The organism is Mesorhizobium sp. RCAM 05104 (genome assembly GCF_059683645.1).
Window position 1 is genome coordinate 6625911 of record NZ_CM185033.1, and the last position, 19811, is coordinate 6645721.

Genomic DNA, 19811 nt, shown 5'->3' on the forward strand with positions numbered 1-19811 from the left:
TAAAAAACCTGTCACCTTTTGCCCACATTGCGCTGGTAAGGGCCAACCCTACGCGACGTCCATGGCGTCCGAATGAGTGCGAGTTCGGGAACAATAATGGCAGACAGAACCCAGCTGAGAGCAGCCGACCACAACGACATCGCCGCCGATGATCCGTTTGCGGAACTGACAAGGATCATGGGATTCGACCCGCGCCAGCCGGTCAGGCCGCAAGCGGCTGCCCAGCCGAGAGCTGCCGTCGCCGATCAGCTGGCGGAAGAGGGCGATTTCGACATCGACCTCGAAAAGGAGTTGATGGGCGAGTTCGGCGCTGATGACAGTGACGCCGCTCCGGTTGTAGAGGCTCCTGAGCCGGCGTTCGAAACGGCTGCCGTCAGTGCGGCGGAAGACGATCTTGCTGTGTCGCTTGACGACGATTTCCATCTGGACATGGCGGATTTCGACGATCATGCGGCCGTCGCCGACCATGCTGATCTCGGCGCTGCCGAAACCGCGCCATCCGTCGAGGCGGCATTCGGTTCCGGTTTCGACTATGCCGTCGCCAGTTCGCTCGAAGACGTTTCGCCCTTCGAAGACGATCAGCCGATGGAAGACGAGCTCGCGGCGTCGCTCGATCAGGATTTCCAGATCGATGACGAAGCCGACGAAGCCCAGCACGTTGTTGCCGCTGCCGACATGCATGCCTCTGTCGAGCCGGCCTACGATCCTGAATTCGACGATGCGGTTGCGAATTCGCTCGAGGACGAGCTGATGCTGGACGACCATTCGTTCGCGGAGCAGTCCTACACGGCGGTGGATGCCGTCGCGTACCCCGTGCCTGCCGAGGCAACCGCGAGTGACACCCAGGCAATCTCCGACGGCGAGTTCGCCGATCACGCGGACGATGCCATGGCCGATGTCGATATGGATTTCGATCTTGCCGCGGATCGACCCGTCGCTTTCGATGCGCCGGAAACGCATGACTTGCTCGCTCATGATTTGCTCCCTGATGAAGTGGGCGCGGAGGGCGAAAGCCAGAGCCCCGAAAAGCCGTCGGACGATGTTTTCGACCTGAACTTCGACGATGCGCTTGTCGACGCGGCCGAAGAGCCGGTTGCCGAGGTTGCTGCCGTTCAGCCGGTAGCGCCGGCGGCCGCTGTGGCCGAGCCGGTGCATGCCCCCATCGCGGATGAACGAAGCCTGGAAGACGAGTTGAACGCGCTGCTGGGCGCCATGACCGCGCGCACGGCGCCGGTGGCGAGCGAGGCCGTCATGGTTCAGCCAGTCGTTGCCGCCCAGCCGGCCGTTACCGCGGCAACAAGCGCTGATGAACCGACTGACCTCGCTGGCGACCTCGACTGGGATCTTGACGAGACCACGCCCGATGAGCCGCAACACCTTGGCGCCGCCCAGGCCGCCAAAGCGGATCTCGACGATCTTCTGCTTGATGAACTTCAAGGCCAGGATCTGGGCTCGAATGTCGCCGGACAAGCTGATGTCGATTTCGACAATGATGCGTTCGACGCGGCGCTGGCCAAAAGCCTCGATCCGCGTGACGTGGCCGCTCCCCGGCAAGATCAGGCTGATTCTCTCGATTGGCTGGCTGAGCGTTCCACACCGGCAGAACCTGCCCGCTCGTGGAGCCGCGTGACACCGGTTCCGCAACAGCCGGCATTTGCCGCTCAACCGACGGCTTCGGTGGCATCCATGGCCGCGACGGCGGCAGTGGCTGCCGTGCCGTCCTACCGTTCGGCCGAGCCGGTTGAGACTGTCGCTCCTGCAGCCCCTGTATCCGTGCCGCAGTCGCGACAGCCCGCGCGGTACGAAGAAATGCCTGATGTCGAGACAGTCGATGTGCCGGAACGTGTCGTGGCGCTGGCGGATGATCTCGACATTCCGGAACTGCACTTCGAGGAAGACGAGCCGGCCGCATCTGGCTATGACGATCTTGATGCCGAGTTCGCCAGTCTTCTCACCGACATGAACACGGTGGATGTCGCTGCCGCTCCGGCGGCCAAAGCACCCAGCGCGTCCTATGACGATGAATCCTACAATGCCGGTTTCAAGCCGGGCTATGATCAAGTCAAGCCGGGCTATGAGGGGCTCAAGCCGGCCTATCAACCGGAAGCGCGGACCTATGTCGCGCGGCCTATGGAAATGCCTGCCCGCGCGGCGGCGTCCATGGGCTATGCGGATGCCGCTGACGGCTTCAATCTCGACAACCTGCCCGGCAGCCAGCCGGTTTCACAGGCGGAAGATTTCACCGTCGACGAGCTCGACTACGATCCCGAACTGGACGAGGCGATGTCTGTTCCGGGGCTCGGCGAGCGGGAGGCCGCAAAATCCTCACGTGGGCGTGGCATGTTCATTGCCGCGATTATCGGTGCCGTGGCGGTCGCTGGCGGCCTCGGTGCCTTTGCGCTGTCATTCGGTGGCAAGGGCGGCAGCGAGGCGCCGGCGATCGTCAAGGCCGACAATACACCGATCAAGGTCAAGCCGGAAAATCCGGGCGGCGCAGTGGTGCCCAACCAGGACAACAAGGTCTACGACGCGGTGGCCAAGGGGGCGAGGCCCGCCGAGCCGGTCCAGGAAAAGCTGGTCACCAACACCGAAGAGCCAGTGGATGTGCAGGCGAAGGACCCGGCTCGTGCCATCGATCTTTCGCCGGGTACGGCCGATGATGCCACCGCCGCCGTTGATGGAGCGGATACGGCCGGCAATGCCGTCGCGGCCGCTCCGGCGCCGAAATCCGAGGATCGCATCGCTCAGGTGCTGCAGGATGCCGACAAGGGCACGAACGCCGATGTCGTCGCGGTTGCGCCACGCAAGGTGAGGACCATGGTGGTCAAATCAGACGGTTCGCTGGTGCCGCGCGAGGACCCGGCGCCCGCCGCACCGCAGGTGGCCGCCACCGAGCCGGTCGATCCGGCGCCGCAGCATGTTGCCCCGTCGGCGCAGGCCGATGTGGACCAGACTGGCACCGTGGCGCCCGCCGCCGCCCAGGCGGATGACGAGCCGGCGCTCAAGCCGGCAGCCAAGCCCAAGGCTGAGGCCAAGGCCCAGTCGGCCAACACGCCGGCCAAGGTTCCGGTCGCACCGCAGCGCCCGTCCGACCAGCCGGTTGATGTCGTCGGCGAGGTCAAGCCCGATCAGGTTGCGTCCATCGATCCGTCGTCAACCGCGACCGGCGGGGGTTCATGGTCGATGCAGATCGCTTCGCAGCCGACGGTCGAAAGCGCCCAGTCCAGCTATCAGGACCTGCAGCGCCGCTACGGTAGCGTGCTTGCCGGCCGCACCGCCAACATCGTCAAGGCCGAGATCGCCGGCAAGGGTACGTTCTACCGTGTCCGCGTGCCCGCGCAGTCGCGCAACGATGCGATCAACCTGTGCACCAGCTACAAGGCTGCCGGCGGCAATTGCTTCGTGTCGCGTTAGGAGCTGACCAACCAATCAAAGCCGGCGTGACCCAAGGGCCACGCCGGCTTTTTCATGTGCCCCGACTTGTTCATGTGCTGCGACCTGTTCATGTGGAGCCAGATCGGACGTTTGACCGCATGTGGTCCGGGACGATTCCCTTTGATCGCGCGAAGCCTTAGACTCCTGATATGACCGAATCAAAATCCATGATCCTCGGCTGTGCCGGGAAATCGCTCACCCGCGAAGAAATCAATTTCTATCGCAATGAATGCCCTTGGGCTTTCATCCTGTTTGCGCGCAACATTGGCGAGACCGAGCAGATCCGCGATCTGGTCGCCGAGATGCGCGACTGCATCGGACGCCCGGACGCGCTGGTGTTCATCGACCAGGAGGGCGGCCGGGTCCAGCGCCTGCGCCCCCCGCTGGCGCCGAACTATCCGGCCGGCGGCGCGCTTGGCGCCTTGTGGCGCAACGATCACGACGCCGGCGCGCGTGCGGCGTGGCTGCTGGCGCGGCTGCATGCTTTCGATCTCTTGCGCTACGGCATCACGGCGGATTGCCTGCCGGTGCTCGACGTGCCGATCGATGGCGCCAGCGACGTCATCGGCGCGCGTGCTTACGGCAAGGAGCCGCGCCCCGTCATCGAACTGGGCCGGGCCGCGGCTGAAGGCCTGATGGCGGGCGGGGTGTTGCCGGTCATGAAGCACATTCCGGGCCACGGCAGGGCTTTTGCCGACACGCATTTCGAATTGCCGATAGTCAATGCCTCGCTGAGCGATCTGCAGCGGCATGATTTTGCGCCGTTCAGGGAGCTCAACCATCTGCCGATGGCGATGACGGCGCATGTCGTCTACAGCGCGATCGATCCCAACAACCCGGCGACCACCTCCGGCAAGGTCATCGATGAGATCATTCGTCGCGAGATCGGTTTCGACGGGCTGCTGATGAGCGACGACACCTCGATGAAGGCACTTTCTGGGGATTTCCCGACAAAGGCGGCCTCGATCCTTGCGGCGGGCTGCGATCTGGTCCTTCACTGTAACGGTGTTTTCGAGGAGATGGCGGGCATCGCATCGCGCACCACAGGGCTTGAAGGCACGTCGCTTGAGCGCGCCAAGCGGGCGCTGACCTATATTAGTAAACACGACGCGGCTGAAGAAGCCGAGATTCGTGCGGAATTTGCCACCTATTTCGACGCGGTGGCCTGACAAAGGAAGCGAGACGAAGTGGCGGAGACATTGGAAAGCAAGGCCGCGAAGGCCGCACCGATGGACCGTCTGTGGGCCGAGAACGACGATTCACGCGTCACTGGCGATCCGTCGCTGGTCGTCGATGTGGCCGGCTTCGAAGGTCCGCTTGATCTGCTCCTGCATCTCGCCCGCACGCAGAAGGTCGATTTGGCGCGGATTTCGATCCTGGCGCTGGTTGAACAATATCTGACCTTCGTCGAGACGGCGAGGGCGCTGCGGCTCGAGCTTGCCGCTGACTATCTGGTGATGGCGGCGTGGCTGGCCTTCCTCAAGTCGAAGCTTCTCATTCCCAAGCAGCCGGGCGACGACGGCGAAAGCGGCGAGGAACTCGCGGCGGTGCTGCAGTTCCGGCTGAAGCGCCTGGAAGCCATGCGCGATGCCTCGGCGCGGCTGGTCAACCGCAACCGGCTCGGCCGCGACGTGTTTGCGCGCGGCATGCCGGAAATGGTCATCGTCGACAGGCGCAACGCCTATTCGGCGTCGCTCTACGATCTCTTGACCGCTTACGCCCAGCAGCGGCAGAAGCAGGCGATCAACAATGTGACGATCGCCAGGCGCGGTGTCTGGTCGCTCAAGGATGCGCGCGATATCCTGACCCGGCTGGTCGGGGCCCTGCATGACTGGGCGACGCTGGAAAGTTTTCTGATCGAGTACATGACCAGCCCCGAGGAGCGGCGCACGGCGATCGCCAGCTCCTTCGCGGCCACGCTGGAACTGGTGCGCGAAGGCAAGATGGATGTGCGGCAGGACGAAGTGTTCGCGCCGATCTATCTGCGCGGCCGTGTGCAGGCAATCAAGGCAGTCGAGGTGGCATCATGAGCGAACGCGCCAACGCTTCGGTTATCCCGTTCAAGGTTGGTGACCAACCGGAAGAGGCGCTGTTTTCCGAGGAGCCGGCCGAGCAGGTACAGAACCCCGCCGAGCGGCTGCATCTGGCGGAAGCCGTGCGCATGGCCGAGGCGATCGTGTTCGCCAGCGCCGAACCGGTCAGCGAAAAGCAGCTTGCGGCGCGCCTGCCTGACGGCATCAATGTCGCCGTTGCCATGGCTGAACTGCAGCAGATCTATGCACGGCGCGGCGTCAATCTGGTGCGCGTCGGCGAGGCCTGGGCATTTCGCACCGCCGGCGATCTGGCCTTCCTGATGAGCCGCGACACGGTGCAACAGCGCAAGCTGTCGCGCGCCGCGCTCGAAGTGCTGGCGATCATCGCCTATCACCAGCCGGTGACGCGCGCCGAGATCGAGGACATCCGTGGTGTCGAAACCTCGAAAGGCACGCTCGACACGCTGCTGGAAACGGAATGGGTGCGCATGCGTGGCCGGCGCCGGACGCCCGGCCGTCCCGTCACCTATGGTACGACCGACACGTTCCTCGACCATTTCGCGCTGGAGGAAATCCGGGATCTTCCGGGCATGGAGGAGCTGAAGGGCGCCGGGCTGCTTTCAGGCCGCATGCCGTCGAATTTCTCCATTCCGCAGCCGCCGGCCGATCCCGACGCGCTGACCGACGACGAGGATGCGCTGACCGACATCGATCTCGAGGAACTCGGCCTGCTGACGCCGCGCGTCACGGAAGATTGACTGGCAATTGCAGCCCATTTGTCGAGGATGCGCGGATTCGTAGCGGGCCATGGCGTCGAAAATGCGTGACATCCGCCACCCTTTCATAAACTCTGTCGCAGTTGTGTTTGAATCCCAACGCGAAAACGCATAGATCATCGCCAGGGAAAACATTCGAGAGAGATTTGCTATGGGTTCATTTTCGATTTGGCATTGGATGATCGTGCTGGTGATCGTGCTTTTGGTGTTCGGCCGCGGCAAGATTCCCGAGTTGATGGGCGACATGGCCAAGGGCATCAAGAGCTTCAAGAAGGGCATGGCCGACGACGACGTTGCCGAAGACAAGCGCACCGTCGAACACCGTGCCGACGAGACCGTCTCGGCCGTGAAGGAAAAAGCCAGCAAGAGCTGAGCCACAGGTTCTAGTCGGAACAGATAGCCATGTTTGAAGTCGGCTGGACCGAAATGCTGGTGATTGCGATCGTCATGATCGTGGTCGTCGGGCCCAAGGATTTGCCCAATATGCTGCGCACCTTCGGCCGCACGACGGCCAAGCTGCGCGCCATGGCGGCCGATTTTCAGAAACAGTTCAACGAAGCGCTGAAGGAAGCCGAGCTCGACGACGTCAAGAAGTCGGTCGACGAGCTCAGGAACCTCAGTCCGGCCGCCGAGATCCGCAAACAGCTCAATCCATTCGAGCAGGCGGCAGCCGATGTGCGTTCGGGCGTCGACGCGGCGATGAAGCCGAAGCCGGCCGCCGATCCGGCGGCGCCTGCCGCTTCGACCCTGCAGGCAGCCGAGCCGCTTAAGAACGGCGCAACGACGATGCCTGGCGTCAACGGACCGGAAGCCGCGCCAGCTGCTCCGATTTTCCCGGCAATGACCGATGAATCGGTGGTGACATCGTCCGCGCCAACCGAACCGGTCGTGACGCCGAAGGCATCCGCGAAGAAAGTGGTCACGGCTCCACCGGCAAAGGCGACGCCGGCTGCAAAAGCGGCGGCCAAGGCACCGGCGAAGGTGGTGACGACGTCAAAGCCTGAAATGCCCAAGACAGCGAAGCCGGCCGCGGCCAAGGCAGTCGTGACCAAAACCGTGGCGAAAGCCGAGCCGAAACCGGTTGCGGCGAAGAAGCCGGTGGCCAAGAAGACGGCTGGAGCCGCCAAGTGAGCGTTTCGGACAAGGAAAAGGACGAGATCGAAAAATCGTCGGCGCCGCTGATGGAGCATCTCATCGAGTTGCGCCGGCGTCTGATCTGGTCGCTCGGTGGCTTCTTCGTCGCCTTCCTGGTCTGCTTCTTCTTCGCCAAGAAGCTGTTCAATCTCTTGGTCGTTCCATTCAAATGGGCGACGAAGTGGGCCGGGCTCGATCCGCACAAGGTCGAGCTGATCTACACCGCGCCTCAGGAATTCTTCTTCACCCAGGTCAAGCTCGCCATGTTCGGCGGCATGGTCATCGCCTTTCCGCTGATCGCCACGCAGATCTACAAATTCATCGCGCCCGGCCTCTACAAGAACGAGCGCAACGCCTTCCTGCCGTTCCTGATCGCGTCGCCTATCCTGTTCCTGATGGGCGCCTCGCTGGTCTATTTCTTTTTCACGCCGATGGTGATGTGGTTCTTCCTCGCCATGCAGCAGGCCGGCACCGACGACCAGGTGCAGATTTCGCTGCTGCCGAAAGTATCGGAATATCTCAGCCTGATCATGACGCTGATCTTCTCCTTCGGCCTGGTGTTCCAGCTGCCGGTGGTGACCAGCCTGATGACGCGCGTCGGCATGCTGTCGTCCAAGGGGCTGGCCGAGAAACGCAAATGGGCGATCGTCATTGCGTTCATCGTCGCGGCGGTGCTGACGCCGCCCGATCCGATGAGCCAGATCGGCCTGGCCCTTCCGACCATCCTGCTCTACGAGGTTTCGATCTGGGCCGCGCGGTGGATCGAGCGCGACCAGGAAAGGCAGCGGATGGCGCGCGAGAAGCAGGACGCCGCGGAAGCCGTGCCGGGCAAAGCGCCGGACGAGCCACCGGCGCCGGCAGCCTCGTAAAGTAACAGGCCCGTACTCGCGGCGGAAAACGACAACCGCCCCCCAGCCTCATCTTGCATCGATCAAGGATGCGGTTTACGCCCCTCTAGCCTAGCTTGAGGACGAGAAAACCATGCTTGATATCAAATGGATTCGCGACAACCCGAAGGCCCTTGTCGAGGCGCTGGTGAAGCGCTCCTGGTCGGCCGATGTCGCGCAATCCACGGTCGATGGGCTGATCGCCTCGGACGAGGCGCGGCGCGAGCACGTCACCGAGTTGCAGATGAAGCAGGAGCGTCGCAACGCCGCCTCGAAGGAGATCGGCAATGCCATGCGCTCCGGCGATGCGGCACTTGCCGAAAAATTGAAAACCGAAGTCGGCGAGATCAAGACCTTCATCCAGAATGGCGAGGCGCGAGAACGCGAACTCGACAAGGCGCTGAACGATGCGCTTGCGGTGCTGCCCAATGTCCCGCTCGACGATGTACCGGTCGGCAAGGACGAGCACGACAATGTGGTCAAGCACATCGTCGGCAAGATACCGACGCGTCCGAACTGGGTGAAGGAGCATTTCGAGGTCGGCGAAGCGCTTGGCATGATGGATTTCGAGCGGGCGGCGAAACTGTCGGGATCGCGCTTCACCGTGCTGAAGAGCGGGTTGGCGCGGATGGAACGCGCGCTTGGCCAGTTCATGCTCGACCTGCACACGACCGAGCATGGCTATGAGGAAGTCATCCCGCCATTGATGGTCAAGGACGACGTTCTTTTCGGCACCAACCAGCTGCCGAAGTTCGAGGAAGATCTGTTTTTCACGTCGCACGGGGAGGGCAGGCTTGGCCTGATCCCGACCGCCGAGGTGCCGCTCACCAATCTGGTGCGCGAGGAGATCACAGCGCATGAAAAACTGCCGCTGCGCTTCACAGCGCTGACACCATGCTTCCGTTCGGAAGCGGGTTCGGCCGGACGCGACACGCGCGGCATGCTTCGCCAGCACCAGTTCTACAAGGTCGAACTGGTGTCGATCACCGACCAGGAATCGTCGCTCGCCGAGCATGAGCGGATGACGCAATGCGCCGAGGAAGTGCTGAAGCGGCTCGGCCTGCCGTTCCGCACCATGACGCTGTGCACCGGCGACATGGGCTTTGGCGCGCGCAAGACCTACGACATCGAGGTCTGGCTACCCGGCCAGAACGCCTATCGCGAAATCTCGTCCTGCTCGGTGTGCGGTGATTTCCAGGCGCGCCGCATGGACGCCCGCTACAAGGACAAGGACGGCAAGGGCAACCGCTTCGTCCATACGCTGAACGGCTCGGGCACCGCGGTTGGCCGCGCGCTCATAGCTGTCATCGAAAACTACCAGAATGAGGATGGCAGCGTAACCATTCCTGAAGTGCTGCGGCCTTACATGGGCGGTCTGGAAAAGATCGAATCGAAATGATGCGTATTCTCCTGACCAATGACGACGGCATTCACGCCGAGGGCTTGGCGTCGCTCGAACGCGTCGCGCGCACCCTGTCCGACGATGTCTGGGTGGTGGCGCCGGAGCAGGACCAGTCCGGCTATGCGCATTCGCTGTCGATCTCGGAGCCGCTGCGGCTGCGCAAGATCGGCGAGAAGCATTTTGCCGTGCGCGGCACGCCGACCGATTGCGTCATCATGGGCGTCAAGAAGATCCTGCCGGGGGCACCGGACCTGATCCTGTCCGGCATCAATTCCGGCGCCAACATCGCCGACGACGTCACCTATTCGGGAACCGTCGCTGGCGCCATGGAAGGCGCGCTGCTCGGCATCCGCTCGATCGCGCTCAGCCAGGGCTACAGCTATGTCGGCGAGGATCGTGTCGTCCCTTACGAGACGACCGAGGCGCTGGCGCCGGCGCTGCTGAAGAAGCTTGTCGCGACGCCGTTGCCGGACGGCGTGCTGCTCAACGTCAATTTTCCAAACTGCCTTCCCGAGGACGTCGCCGGTACGGTGGTCACCTCGCAGGGCAAGCTTGTGCACAGCCTGTGGGTCGACGAGCGCCGCGACGGGCGCGGGCTGCCCTACTACTGGCTGCGCTTCGGCCGCGAGCCGGTCGAAGGCAAGCGTGGCACCGACCTCTACGCCTTGCACAACAGGCTGGTGTCGGTGACGCCGCTGCATCTCGACCTCACCGCGCATGAAATCCGTGACCAACTGAGCAAGGCGCTTGCATGAATCAGGGGCTTCCAATCGATGATCGCGAAGGCTTCGCCGCCTTTCTGTTGCGCTTGCGCGGCCGGGGAACGGTGCCGAAGGCGCTGATCGCTGCTTTCGAGGCGACACCGCGGCGTGGTTTTCTTGGTGCCCAGTTCCATCAGATCGCCTGGTCGGACCGCATGCTGCCGATTGAATGCGGCGAGGCGATCGAAGGCGCCGACATGCAGGCGGCGGTGATCGCGGCGCTCACCATCGAGCAGGGCAACCGCGTGCTCGAGATCGGGACCGGCTCGGGTTACACGGCAGCGGTGATGTCGCGGCTGGCGGCGCGGGTCGTCACCACGGATCGCTACAAGACGCTTGTCGAGCAGGCCAGGCAGCGTTTCGAGGCGCTTGGCATCGGCAATGTTATCGTGCGCCAGGCGGATGGTTCCGGCGGGCTGCCGAACGAAGGACCGTTTGATCGTATCGTCGCCTGGGCCGCCTTCGACAGCCTGCCGCGCTTCCTGCTCGACCAATTGTCGAGCGGCGGCATTGTCATCGCCCCGATCGGTCCCGAAGAGGGCGAACAGGTGCTGGCGAAGCTGACCAAGGTCGGCAGCCGGTTCGAACGCGAGGACATCGGCCTTGTTCGCCTGCAGCCGATCCTGCGCAGCGTGGCCGCCGTCATCTAGCTTGTTGTTCAGGCGATGCCGCCTGCGCACCGCGGGTCATGATCTCATGACAGCACGGCGCGATCCACTTGCGCTCGTTTAGGGAGACCGCTTGCAAGCTCGCCTGAGCAGGTCTCGCTCGCTTCTCCAAGCAGGCTCAAATATTTTAAGAAAATTTGCGTCTGATTTTAAGGGGTTAACCGACCAGTAACATTAACGCGCTTTAATCATGCCCAGTTGGTAAGCGTATGTGCGGGTTATTGCGATGCAACTCAGTGTTTTGAAGGCAAACGGGCGCAATCTGGCGCGAGGCTGCGCCGTCCTCATGATTGCAGGCGCTGCGGCCGGGTGCAGTTCCCAGGCCTCTCGGTTCAACAGCGTCGACGACGTCTTCACGTCCTCGACCAACAATCAGCGCGCCATCATCAACAAGCAGGATGCCGTACAGCCCTATCCGGGCGATGTCGCGGCCGCTCCGCTCGACGGCAGCCATACGCAGTCGGTCAGCCGCTCCAGCCTCGAGCCGGTTTCGTCTCGGCCGCTGCCGCCGCCGGTTGCCCAGGCGCAGCCGGCTCCCACGCTTGCGCCTGCCGCAAACCCGGTCCGCGTCGCATCGGCGCCGGCCTTGGTGCGTCCGGCTCCTCACGTCGACAGGACCACGACCGGCACTGTTGCTCCCGCGGCATCACCTTTCAAGGTCGCACAGCCTGACGCTCCGCGCGTGGCCACCGCCGGTACGCCACATGCCACCGAGATCGTCGTCAGGGATGGCGAAACGATTGGCGGCCTGGCGCACCGCTACAAGGTGCCCGCCGACGTCATCATGAAGGTCAATGGGCTGAGTGCGACCAAGGGACTGAAGACCGGCCAGAAGCTGATCATCCCGGCCTATGCTTATTCGAGCAAGGCCGAAGCGAAAGTTGCCGACGCCAAGCCAGCAAACGGCGGCAAGCGCGACCTGCCGGCCACCGCACCGGACAAGGTTGCGGTGCTGCCACAGCAGCCGAAGCTCAAGGAGGGCAAGTCCGCCGCTCAGGTCGATGCTTCGGCCGCCGCAAGCCAGCCCAAGGAGCCCAAGCCCGTGCAGGTCGCCAAGGCGACCGGCGCCGCCGGCACCTATACGGTCCAGTCGGGGGACACGATGTCCTCGATTTCCAGGAAGACCGGCGTCGGCGTCGTCGCGCTTAAGCAGGCCAACGGCATGAAGGATGGCTTGCTCAAGATCGGCCAGACCCTGAAGGTGCCGGCCGGTGGAACGGCGACGGTTGCCAGCGCCAAGCCGGCCAAAGTCGATCCGGTGACCACGGCAACGACACAGCCGGCTGCGAAGACGACGCCGTCGGAAACGCTGGCGTCCTACACGCCGCCGAAGAAAGATTCGAAGGTCATTCAGCAGGCCGAGGACGACGACGCTGTCGCGCCCGACGCCACCGGCATCGGCAAGATGCGCTGGCCGGTGCGCGGCCGCGTGATCTCCGGTTTCGGATCCGGCAAGGACGGCGTCGATATCGCGGTGCCGACTGGCACGCCTGTCAAGGCAGCCGAGAATGGCGTCGTCATCTATGCCGGCGATGGGCTCAAGGAGTTCGGCAATACGGTGCTGGTGCGCCATGAGAATGGCCTGGTCACCGTCTATGGCCATGCCAGTTCGATCGAGGTTCAGCGCGGCCAGAAGGTCAAGCGCGGCCAGGAAATCGCACTGTCAGGCATGAGCGGCACGACGGACTCGCCGAAGCTTCACTTCGAAGTGCGCAAGAACTCGGCTCCGGTCGATCCGTCGGGCTATCTCGAATAGAACAAAAAAAGCGATTTGCAGGCCGTCTGACCTCCAGTCCGGCCCGCCGGCTCAGCCCGCTCCGCAAGGAGCGGGCTTTTTCAGTTGGTTTGGACAGGTTAATCCTTCAGCGGCTTGCCAAGCCGACCGGCCAGATCCTGGGTGAACTGCCAAGCGACGCGGCCAGAGCGGCTGCCGCGTGTTGTCGCCCACTCCAGTGCCTCGGCGCGTAATGTCTCGGGATCGATGGCCAGGCCATGATGGCGGACATAGCCGTCGATCATGTCGAGATACTCGTCCTGCGAACATTTATGGAAGCCGAGCCACAGGCCGAAACGGTCGGACAGCGAGACCTTTTCCTCGACCGCCTCGGACGGGTTGATGGCGGTCGAGCGCTCATTGTCGATCATGTCGCGCGGCAACAGATGGCGGCGGTTCGAGGTGGCGTAGAAGATGACATTGGCCGGGCGTCCCTCGACGCCGCCCTCGAGTGCTGCCTTCAGCGATTTGTAGGACGTATCGTCGTGGTCGAAGGAGAGGTCGTCGCAAAACAGGATGAAGCGAAAGGGAGCCGCCTTGAGCAGGCCCATCAGTTTCGGCAGCGTGTCGATGTCCTCACGGTGGATCTCGATCAGCTTCAGCGGCAGGTCGGACCTGGCCTTGGCATTGATGTCCGCGTGCACGGCCTTGACCAGCGACGATTTGCCCATGCCGCGCGCGCCCCACAACAGCACGTTGTTGGCGGCATAGCCGGCGGCGAAGCGTTCGGTGTTGTCGACAAGGATGTCACGAACGCGGTCGACACCACGGATCAGGCCGATGTCGACGCGATTGACCTTGCGTACCGGCTCCAGAAAACCAGGGTCGGCCTGCCAGACGAAGCAATCGGCCTCGCCGAGATCGGTTCGAGGCACCGGTTGCGGGGCGAGGCGGCTGACCGCCTCGATCAGGCGGTCGAGCTTCTGGTTCAGGGCGTCAATGCTGCTGTCGGTCATGTCTGGCTTTTGTTTTTTCGCGGTTTTGAAGTGTGGGAGCGTGGACCTGTCCGATTCCGTCGGGTTCGAAACCGGTTGCAACCTTTTGTTCGAGCGTGATCTTTTCCGAAAACCGGCTCGCGCTTTTCCCGGTCATGCTCTAACACGGCTGAACAGGCCGGAAAAGCAGCCGATTTGCCCAGCCGCGCAGTTGCATTGACAACTTTACCGACTATATTCCGGCCAAATTTCAAGGGGCCGCCAGACTCCGCAGGACGGTTGGCGGCTGTTTTCAAAATTCAGGAGTACTCTCGATGTTCGTGACACCGGCATACGCCCAAGGCATCGGCGGCGCCTCTCCAGATATGTTCATCAGCATTTTGCCGTTTGTCCTGATTTTTGTGATCATGTATTTTCTGATCATCCGGCCGCAGCGCACGCAGCTGAAGAAGCGCGGTGAGATGCTGGCGGCGGTTCGTCGCGGCGACACGGTCGTCACCGGCGGCGGCTTTGTCGGCAAGGTGACCAAGGTGATCGACGACAACGAGCTCGAGATCGACCTCGGCGGTGGCACCAAGGTGACCGCGCTGCGCTCGACGATCGCCGACGTGCGCGTCAAGGGTGAGCCGGTGGCCAACCAGAACGCCAAGAAATAACCTAATTTCAGGCGGAGCGATCCGCGGACACGCTCTGACGGACGACGCCATATGCTGTATTTTTCGCGCTTCAAGATGATCCTGATCTGGGTGGCCGTGGCCATCACAGTGATCCTCGCCGCGCCCAACCTGTTCTCCGCCAGTACGCTGGCCCAACTGCCCAACTGGGTGCCGAAGCGGCAGATGACGCTCGGCCTCGATCTGCAGGGCGGCTCGCACATCCTGCTCAGGATGGATCCCAACGATCTGATCAAGGATCGGCTGGAAACGACGCGGGACGAGATCAGGACGCTGCTTCGCGATGCCAAGGTCGGCTATACCGGCCTTGCCGGATCGGGCCGCACCGTGCAGGTCCGCATCACCGATCTCGCCCAGGTCGATGCCGCCAAGAAGGCGCTGAAGACATTGACCGATCCGGTCGCCGCCGGCCTGTTCAGCGGCGGCTCCATCCAGGAAATGACGCTGGATGATTCCGAGCCCGGCCTGCTCAAGTTCACCGTCACCGACGCCGGCATCAAATACCGCACCTCGACGGCGCTGACGCAATCGATCGAAGTCGTCGGCCGCCGCGTCAATGAACTCGGCACCACCGAGCCGATCGTGCAGCGCCAGGGCGATGACCGTATCCTGGTCCAGGTGCCGGGCCTGCAGGATCCGCAGCGGCTGAAGGAAATCCTCGGCCAGACCGCCAAGCTGACCTTCCAGATGGTCGACCAGTCGATGCCGGTGCAGGATGCGCTCAACGGCCGCCCGCCCGCCGGCTCCTCGGTGCTCTACTCGCAGGACGATCCGCCGGTTCCCTACCTGATCGAAAACCGCGTCATCGTTTCGGGTGAGAACCTCGTCGATGCGCAGGCGACATACAACTCGCAGAACAACGAGCCGGTGGTTTCGTTCCGCTTCGATCTCGAAGGGCGCGGCGCGTTTCGGCCAGGCCACCTCGCAGAATGTCGGCAAGCTGTTCGCCATCGTGCTCGACAATCAGGTGATCTCGGCACCGCAGATCCGTGAGCCGATCCTCGGCGGCACTGGCCAGATCTCCGGCAATTTCACCGCCCAGAGCGCCAACGATCTAGCCGTGCTACTGCGCGCCGGTGCGCTGCCGGCAACACTGACGGTGATCGAAGAACGCACCGTGGGCCCAGGCCTTGGCCAGGATCCGATCCATGCCGGCAAGGTCGCGGGCATCATCGGCTCGATCCTCGTCGTTGCCTTCATGTTCGTCGCCTACGGCTTCCTCGGCTTCCTCGCCAATATCGCGCTTGCGGTGCACGTGGCGATGATCGTCGGGCTGTTGTCACTGCTTGGCGCGACGCTGACCTTGCCCGGTATCGCCGGTATCGTGCTGACCATCGGCATGGCGGTGGATTCCAACGTGCTGATCTACGAACGTATTCGCGAGGAGCGACGTAACGGCCGCTCCGTGATCCAGGCGATCGACACCGGCTTCTCGAAGGCGCTGGCGACCATCGTCGATTCCAACGTCACCTCGCTGATCGCCACCGTGGTGCTGTTCTATCTCGGCACCGGTCCGGTGAAGGGCTTTGCCATCACCTACGCCATCGGTATCCTGACCACCGTTTTCACCGCTTTCACCTTCACCCGGCTGCTGGTCTCGATCTGGCTGCGCCGTGCCCGTCCGAAGGAATTGCCGAAGGCGCCGGTGACCTTCATTCCGCCGGGCACGAAGATTCCGTTCATGGGCATCCGCCGCTGGACCTTCGCGCTGTCGAGCTTCCTGTCGGTGCTGTCGGTCGTGCTGTTCATGACCGTCGACATCAATTACGGCATCGACTTCAAGGGCGGTTCACTGATCGAGGTGAAGGCCAAGAGCGGCACCGCCGATCTCGCCGATATCAGAGGCAGATTGACGGAACTCAACATTGGCGAAGTGCAGGTCCAGCAGTTCGGCGAGCCGAACGACGTGCTGATCCGTGTCGGGACGCAGGATGGCGGCGAGAATGCCGAGCAGACGGTCATCGACAAGGTGCGCGGCGAGCTGCAAGACCAGTATGATTTCCGCCGCGTCGAAGTGGTGGGACCGACGGTTTCCGGCGAGTTGGCCAAGCAAGGCACGATCGCCATGCTGGTCGCGCTGCTCGGCATCCTGGTCTATGTCTGGTTCCGCTTCGAATGGCAGTTCGCTGTCGGCGCCATCGTGGCGACCGTGCACGATGTTGTCATGACGCTCGGCTTCTTCGTCATCACCGGGCTTGAGTTCAACCAGTCATCGCTGGCGGCGATCCTGACCATCATCGGCTATTCGCTGAACGACACCATCGTGGTCTATGACCGTGTTCGCGAGGATCTGCGAAAATACAAGCGAATGCCGCTGCCGCAGTTGTTGAACAACGCCATCAACGAGACGCTGTCGCGAACGACGCTGACCTCGGTGACGACGATCCTCGCCTTGCTGGCGCTGGTGCTGTTCGGTGGCGAGGTGATCCGCTCCTTCACCATGGCCATGCTGTTCGGCGTCGTGTTCGGCACCTATTCGTCGATCTTCATCGCGGCACCGCTGCTGATCCTGTTCAAGTTGCGGCCGCAGGCTACAGCCTCCGACGAGGAGAAGCCGGTCGGTGGCGGCAAGGCTGTCGCGACCTGACGCGCGGCCGCGAAGGGGTGACACAACGGTGACCGGCAAAGGCATCGTCATCCGCGAGGCGCATTTTCCTGGCCGCGCGCCGATTGAGGCCTACGGCAATGGGGGGTTCCGCTTTGCCGACATGTCGCATCGCGGCTCACTGCTGTGCCTGCCGTCCGGCATCCATGGCTGGGAGCCGTCGGATGCCGCAGCGCTGACAGCGGCTGATTTCGACAGGCTGCTGGCCGAGGCCGACAAGGTCGAGATCCTGCTGGTCGGCATGGGCAGGGAACTCAGGCCATTGCCAGCGGCGCTGCGCGCGGCGCTGAAGGCTGCAGGCATTGCGTCCGACCCGATGTCGACCGGCGCCGCGGTGCGGACCTACAATGTCCTTCTGGCGGAAGACCGCGCCGTGGCCGCCGCCCTCATCGCCGTCGATTGACATGTCCCAAAATGCCCAAATCGTCATGGACGCGGTGCGCGCCGCCGACCATGACCGCTATCTAACCGCGCTCTACGCGCCGTCCGATAAGCGCGACGCGCTGTTTTCGCTCTATGCCTTCAATGCCGAGATCGCAGGCATTCGCGACCGCATCCACGAGGCTCTGCCGGGCGAGGTCCGTCTGCAATGGTGGCGCGACATCATTATTGCCGCCGAGGCTGACGGCACAGCCATCGGCCATCCGGTCGCCGATGCCCTGAAGGCGACGATTTCCGCTCACCGCCTGCCGAAACCGGCCTTCGACAACATGCTCGAGGCGCGCATTTTCGACCTCTATGACGATCCGATGCCGTCGCGCACCGATCTGGAAGGCTATTGCGGCGAGACTGCAGCCGCGCTCATCCAGCTTGCGGCCATGATTCTCGACCCCGTCGAGGCACCGCGCTTTGCCGAGCTGGCGGGCAGGGCCGGCTGCGCCCAGGCGATAACCGGCCTCTTGCTCCTGCTGCCGCTGCACCGCAAACGTGGGCAGTGTTTTGTCCCGACCGATATCCTGGCGGCGGCGGGCTCTTCGCCGGAGGAGTTTGTTGCCGGTGACGGCGGCCCCGGCGCCAAGCGCGCGGTGGCGGCGATGATTGCGCTGGGGCGGGATCATCTTTCCGCCTTCGAGCAAGGGGCGTCGGCGCTACCGGTCTCGCTGCGTCCGGCATTTCTGCCGCTGGCCCTGTCGCGCGCCTACCTGACGAAAATGGAAAGTAGCTCGCCGATCGACGGCGTGGCGCGGCTGTCAGCCCTGCGCCGGCATTGGCTTCTGCTGCGTCGAGCAGGCAAGGGTTGGCCGGCACTTTGACGTAAACGTCAATCGTGTTAAGGAATCCCGAGCTGAGAACTGTTGCCGCAGACGACAGACCGGCCCGGAGGAGATACCCATCCATGAGCTTGCCCGTGCTGGTCGCGATCGTCGCCCTTGGCATTGCGCTGTCGGTCGCCGCGGTGCATTTCACCGGCGGCAGCAAGACAGCGGCGCTGGCCGGCCCGGATCAAGCGCTGGGCCATTTCGCCGAGGATTTTCCCGATGACGTTGCTACGCGGGTTCGCCTGACGGCGGATGCCAGGACAGCGTTTCTGGATATCGGGCAAGGGCGCATCGGAATCGTGCACAGCATCGGCGACTGCTTTTTGACGCGCATCGTCACGTCCGCGGATGTCACGGATCTGACCGCCAGCGATGCAAACACGGTTTCGTTCCAGCTTGCCGATTTCACCTGGAAGGGCGGTCGCTTCAGCTTTGCCGACGCCGTTGATGCGCAGGACTTGCTGAACGCCCTCGGGTCGCAACACCGCAATTCCACCAAGGAGGCCGCGTGATGGACAGTTACGATTTCCCGCAGGTCACCCAACTGGCCATTCCGTTCTTCGTCGCCGCGATCCTGATCGAGCTTTGGCTGGTGCGCACGGGCCGCGCCAAGGGTTCGTTCGAGACGCGCGACACGCTGACCAGCCTGATGATGGGCACCGGCAATGTCGTCGCCGGGTTGCTGCTTGGCGTCGTGTCCTATTGGGCACTGCTGTGGCTGTGGCAATTCCGGATCTTCAATCTCGGGCTGTCGTTCTGGGTGTTCCTGACCGCCTTCCTGCTCGACGATTTGCGCTACTATGTCTATCACCGCATCGCGCACCGGGTGCGCTGGGTTTGGGCCGAGCACGTCAACCATCATTCCAGCCAGCACTACAATCTGTCGACGGCGTTGAGACAAAGCTGGACCGGGCTGTTCACCTTCATGTTCGTGCTGCAGGCACCGCTGGTGCTGCTCGGCTTCCATCCGGCGGTGATTGCCTTCACCTTCGGCTTCAACCTGGTTTGGCAGTTCTGGATCCACACCGAGACCATCGGCAAGATGTGGGGCTGGTTCGAGTACATCTTCAACACGCCCTCGCACCACCGCGTCCACCACGCCACCAATCCGCGCTATCTCGACGCCAATTATGCCGGCACGCTGATCATCTGGGACCGAATGTTCGGCACCTTCGTCGAGGAATTGGAAGAGGACCAACCGCGCTACGGCATCGTCAAGAATCTGGGCACGTTCAATCCGCTGAAAGTGGCGTTCCACGAATGGATCGGCATGTTCGGGGATGCCTTTGCGCCAGGGCTTTCGCTCAGCGATCGTCTCAACTACCTGATCAAGCCGCCCGGCTGGAGCCATGACGGCTCGCGCGAAACCTCGGAGAGCCTGAAGGCCGCCTATGTCAGGCGGAATCCCAGCGAGGCAGGCAAGCCGGGGCTGCCGATGGCGGGCACCGAGGCTGCAGAATAGAAGGCT

Annotated in this window: 17 protein-coding genes and 1 pseudogene; 17 read left to right on the plus strand and 1 reads right to left on the minus strand. The window is 63.1% G+C overall.

The window, feature by feature from the left end; translation table 11 throughout:
* Positions 1–96 precede the first annotated feature (96 nt).
* The 11 genes from AC56QP_RS32375 (at position 97) to AC56QP_RS32425 (ending at position 12852) form a co-directional block, all read left to right on the plus strand.
* Positions 97–3414 (plus strand): SPOR domain-containing protein, encoded by a 3318-nt coding sequence (locus AC56QP_RS32375; protein ID WP_489861839.1) that lies wholly within the window; start codon positions 97–99, stop codon positions 3412–3414.
* Between the two features lie 170 nt (positions 3415–3584).
* Complete coding sequence (nagZ, locus tag AC56QP_RS32380; protein WP_489861838.1) at positions 3585–4604, plus strand: beta-N-acetylhexosaminidase; 1020 nt, start codon at positions 3585–3587, stop codon at positions 4602–4604.
* A 60-nt stretch (positions 4605–4664) separates the two neighbouring features.
* Positions 4665–5465 (plus strand): segregation and condensation protein A, encoded by an 801-nt coding sequence (locus tag AC56QP_RS32385; protein ID WP_489863462.1) that lies wholly within the window; start codon positions 4665–4667, stop codon positions 5463–5465.
* The gene (gene scpB / locus AC56QP_RS32390) at positions 5462–6226 is read left to right on the plus strand and encodes an SMC-Scp complex subunit ScpB (RefSeq protein WP_489861837.1); all 765 of its coding nucleotides are present in this window, start codon (positions 5462–5464) and stop codon (positions 6224–6226) included. The genes AC56QP_RS32385 and scpB overlap by 4 nt, the downstream gene beginning before the upstream one ends.
* 169 nt (positions 6227–6395) lie before the next feature.
* Positions 6396–6617: a twin-arginine translocase TatA/TatE family subunit gene (locus tag AC56QP_RS32395; protein ID WP_013895102.1), complete on the plus strand. Its 222-nt coding sequence runs from the start codon at positions 6396–6398 to the stop codon at positions 6615–6617.
* Between the two features lie 29 nt (positions 6618–6646).
* A complete protein-coding gene (gene tatB, locus AC56QP_RS32400; protein WP_489861836.1) occupies positions 6647–7375 on the plus strand; it encodes a Sec-independent protein translocase protein TatB in 729 nt (242 codons plus the stop codon).
* Entirely contained in the window at positions 7372–8247 is an 876-nt protein-coding gene (gene tatC / locus AC56QP_RS32405; protein ID WP_489861835.1) for a twin-arginine translocase subunit TatC, read from the plus strand. Before tatB ends, tatC begins: the two co-directional genes overlap by 4 nt.
* A 112-nt stretch (positions 8248–8359) precedes the next feature.
* On the plus strand, positions 8360–9664 hold the full coding sequence (gene serS, locus AC56QP_RS32410; RefSeq protein ID WP_497103832.1) for a serine--tRNA ligase: 1305 nt from the start codon (positions 8360–8362) through the stop codon (positions 9662–9664).
* Positions 9664–10422: a 5'/3'-nucleotidase SurE gene (gene surE, locus AC56QP_RS32415; protein WP_489863461.1), complete on the plus strand. Its 759-nt coding sequence runs from the start codon at positions 9664–9666 to the stop codon at positions 10420–10422. The genes serS and surE overlap by 1 nt, the downstream gene beginning before the upstream one ends.
* On the plus strand, positions 10419–11078 hold the full coding sequence (locus tag AC56QP_RS32420) for a protein-L-isoaspartate(D-aspartate) O-methyltransferase (RefSeq protein ID WP_256750576.1): 660 nt from the start codon (positions 10419–10421) through the stop codon (positions 11076–11078). The genes surE and AC56QP_RS32420 overlap by 4 nt, the downstream gene beginning before the upstream one ends.
* A gap of 244 nt (positions 11079–11322) precedes the next feature.
* The gene (locus AC56QP_RS32425; RefSeq protein ID WP_489861834.1) at positions 11323–12852 is read left to right on the plus strand and encodes a peptidoglycan DD-metalloendopeptidase family protein; all 1530 of its coding nucleotides are present in this window, start codon (positions 11323–11325) and stop codon (positions 12850–12852) included.
* Positions 12853–12950: 98 nt separating this feature from the next.
* Here AC56QP_RS32425 and AC56QP_RS32430 read toward each other — a convergent pair whose 3' ends face one another.
* Positions 12951–13826: an ATP-binding protein gene (locus AC56QP_RS32430; RefSeq protein WP_489861833.1), complete on the minus strand. Its 876-nt coding sequence runs from the start codon at positions 13824–13826 to the stop codon at positions 12951–12953.
* A 293-nt stretch (positions 13827–14119) separates the two neighbouring features.
* On the opposite strand from AC56QP_RS32430, the gene yajC reads away from it, so the two are divergent.
* From yajC to AC56QP_RS32460, 6 genes and pseudogenes are all read left to right on the plus strand, one after another.
* Positions 14120–14461: a preprotein translocase subunit YajC gene (yajC, locus tag AC56QP_RS32435; protein ID WP_010909882.1), complete on the plus strand. Its 342-nt coding sequence runs from the start codon at positions 14120–14122 to the stop codon at positions 14459–14461.
* A 51-nt stretch (positions 14462–14512) separates the two neighbouring features.
* Positions 14513–17066, plus strand: a pseudogene (gene secDF, locus AC56QP_RS32440) (protein translocase subunit SecDF).
* Positions 17067–17094: 28 nt separating this feature from the next.
* A complete protein-coding gene (locus AC56QP_RS32445) occupies positions 17095–17487 on the plus strand; it encodes an Mth938-like domain-containing protein (RefSeq protein ID WP_489861831.1) in 393 nt (130 codons plus the stop codon).
* 1 nt (position 17488) lies between these two features.
* Positions 17489–18337: a phytoene/squalene synthase family protein gene (locus tag AC56QP_RS32450; protein WP_489861830.1), complete on the plus strand. Its 849-nt coding sequence runs from the start codon at positions 17489–17491 to the stop codon at positions 18335–18337.
* A gap of 83 nt (positions 18338–18420) precedes the next feature.
* Positions 18421–18855, plus strand: coding sequence for a hypothetical protein (locus AC56QP_RS32455; RefSeq protein WP_489861829.1), 435 nt, complete (start codon positions 18421–18423; stop codon positions 18853–18855).
* Positions 18855–19805, plus strand: coding sequence for a sterol desaturase family protein (locus AC56QP_RS32460; protein WP_489861828.1), 951 nt, complete (start codon positions 18855–18857; stop codon positions 19803–19805). Before AC56QP_RS32455 ends, AC56QP_RS32460 begins: the two co-directional genes overlap by 1 nt.
* Positions 19806–19811: the final 6 nt, after the last annotated feature.

Excerpts from the sequence above, each read along its gene's own strand:
- yajC (WP_010909882.1), top strand. The coding sequence starts at position 14,120 with ATGTTCGTGACACCGGCATACGCCCAAGGCATCGGCGGCGCCTCTCCA.
- AC56QP_RS32375 (WP_489861839.1), top strand. The coding sequence starts at position 97 with ATGGCAGACAGAACCCAGCTGAGAGCAGCCGACCACAACGACATCGCC.
- serS (WP_497103832.1), top strand. The coding sequence starts at position 8,360 with ATGCTTGATATCAAATGGATTCGCGACAACCCGAAGGCCCTTGTCGAG.
- tatB (WP_489861836.1), top strand. The coding sequence starts at position 6,647 with ATGTTTGAAGTCGGCTGGACCGAAATGCTGGTGATTGCGATCGTCATG.
- nagZ (WP_489861838.1), top strand. The coding sequence starts at position 3,585 with ATGACCGAATCAAAATCCATGATCCTCGGCTGTGCCGGGAAATCGCTC.
- AC56QP_RS32395 (WP_013895102.1), top strand. The coding sequence starts at position 6,396 with ATGGGTTCATTTTCGATTTGGCATTGGATGATCGTGCTGGTGATCGTG.
- surE (WP_489863461.1), top strand. The coding sequence starts at position 9,664 with ATGCGTATTCTCCTGACCAATGACGACGGCATTCACGCCGAGGGCTTG.
- AC56QP_RS32420 (WP_256750576.1), top strand. The coding sequence starts at position 10,419 with ATGAATCAGGGGCTTCCAATCGATGATCGCGAAGGCTTCGCCGCCTTT.
- scpB (WP_489861837.1), top strand. The coding sequence starts at position 5,462 with ATGAGCGAACGCGCCAACGCTTCGGTTATCCCGTTCAAGGTTGGTGAC.
- AC56QP_RS32425 (WP_489861834.1), top strand. The coding sequence starts at position 11,323 with ATGCAACTCAGTGTTTTGAAGGCAAACGGGCGCAATCTGGCGCGAGGC.
- AC56QP_RS32450 (WP_489861830.1), top strand. The coding sequence starts at position 17,489 with ATGTCCCAAAATGCCCAAATCGTCATGGACGCGGTGCGCGCCGCCGAC.
- AC56QP_RS32455 (WP_489861829.1), top strand. The coding sequence starts at position 18,421 with ATGAGCTTGCCCGTGCTGGTCGCGATCGTCGCCCTTGGCATTGCGCTG.
- AC56QP_RS32430 (WP_489861833.1), bottom strand. The coding sequence starts at position 13,826 with ATGACCGACAGCAGCATTGACGCCCTGAACCAGAAGCTCGACCGCCTG.
- AC56QP_RS32385 (WP_489863462.1), top strand. The coding sequence starts at position 4,665 with ATGGACCGTCTGTGGGCCGAGAACGACGATTCACGCGTCACTGGCGAT.
- AC56QP_RS32460 (WP_489861828.1), top strand. The coding sequence starts at position 18,855 with ATGGACAGTTACGATTTCCCGCAGGTCACCCAACTGGCCATTCCGTTC.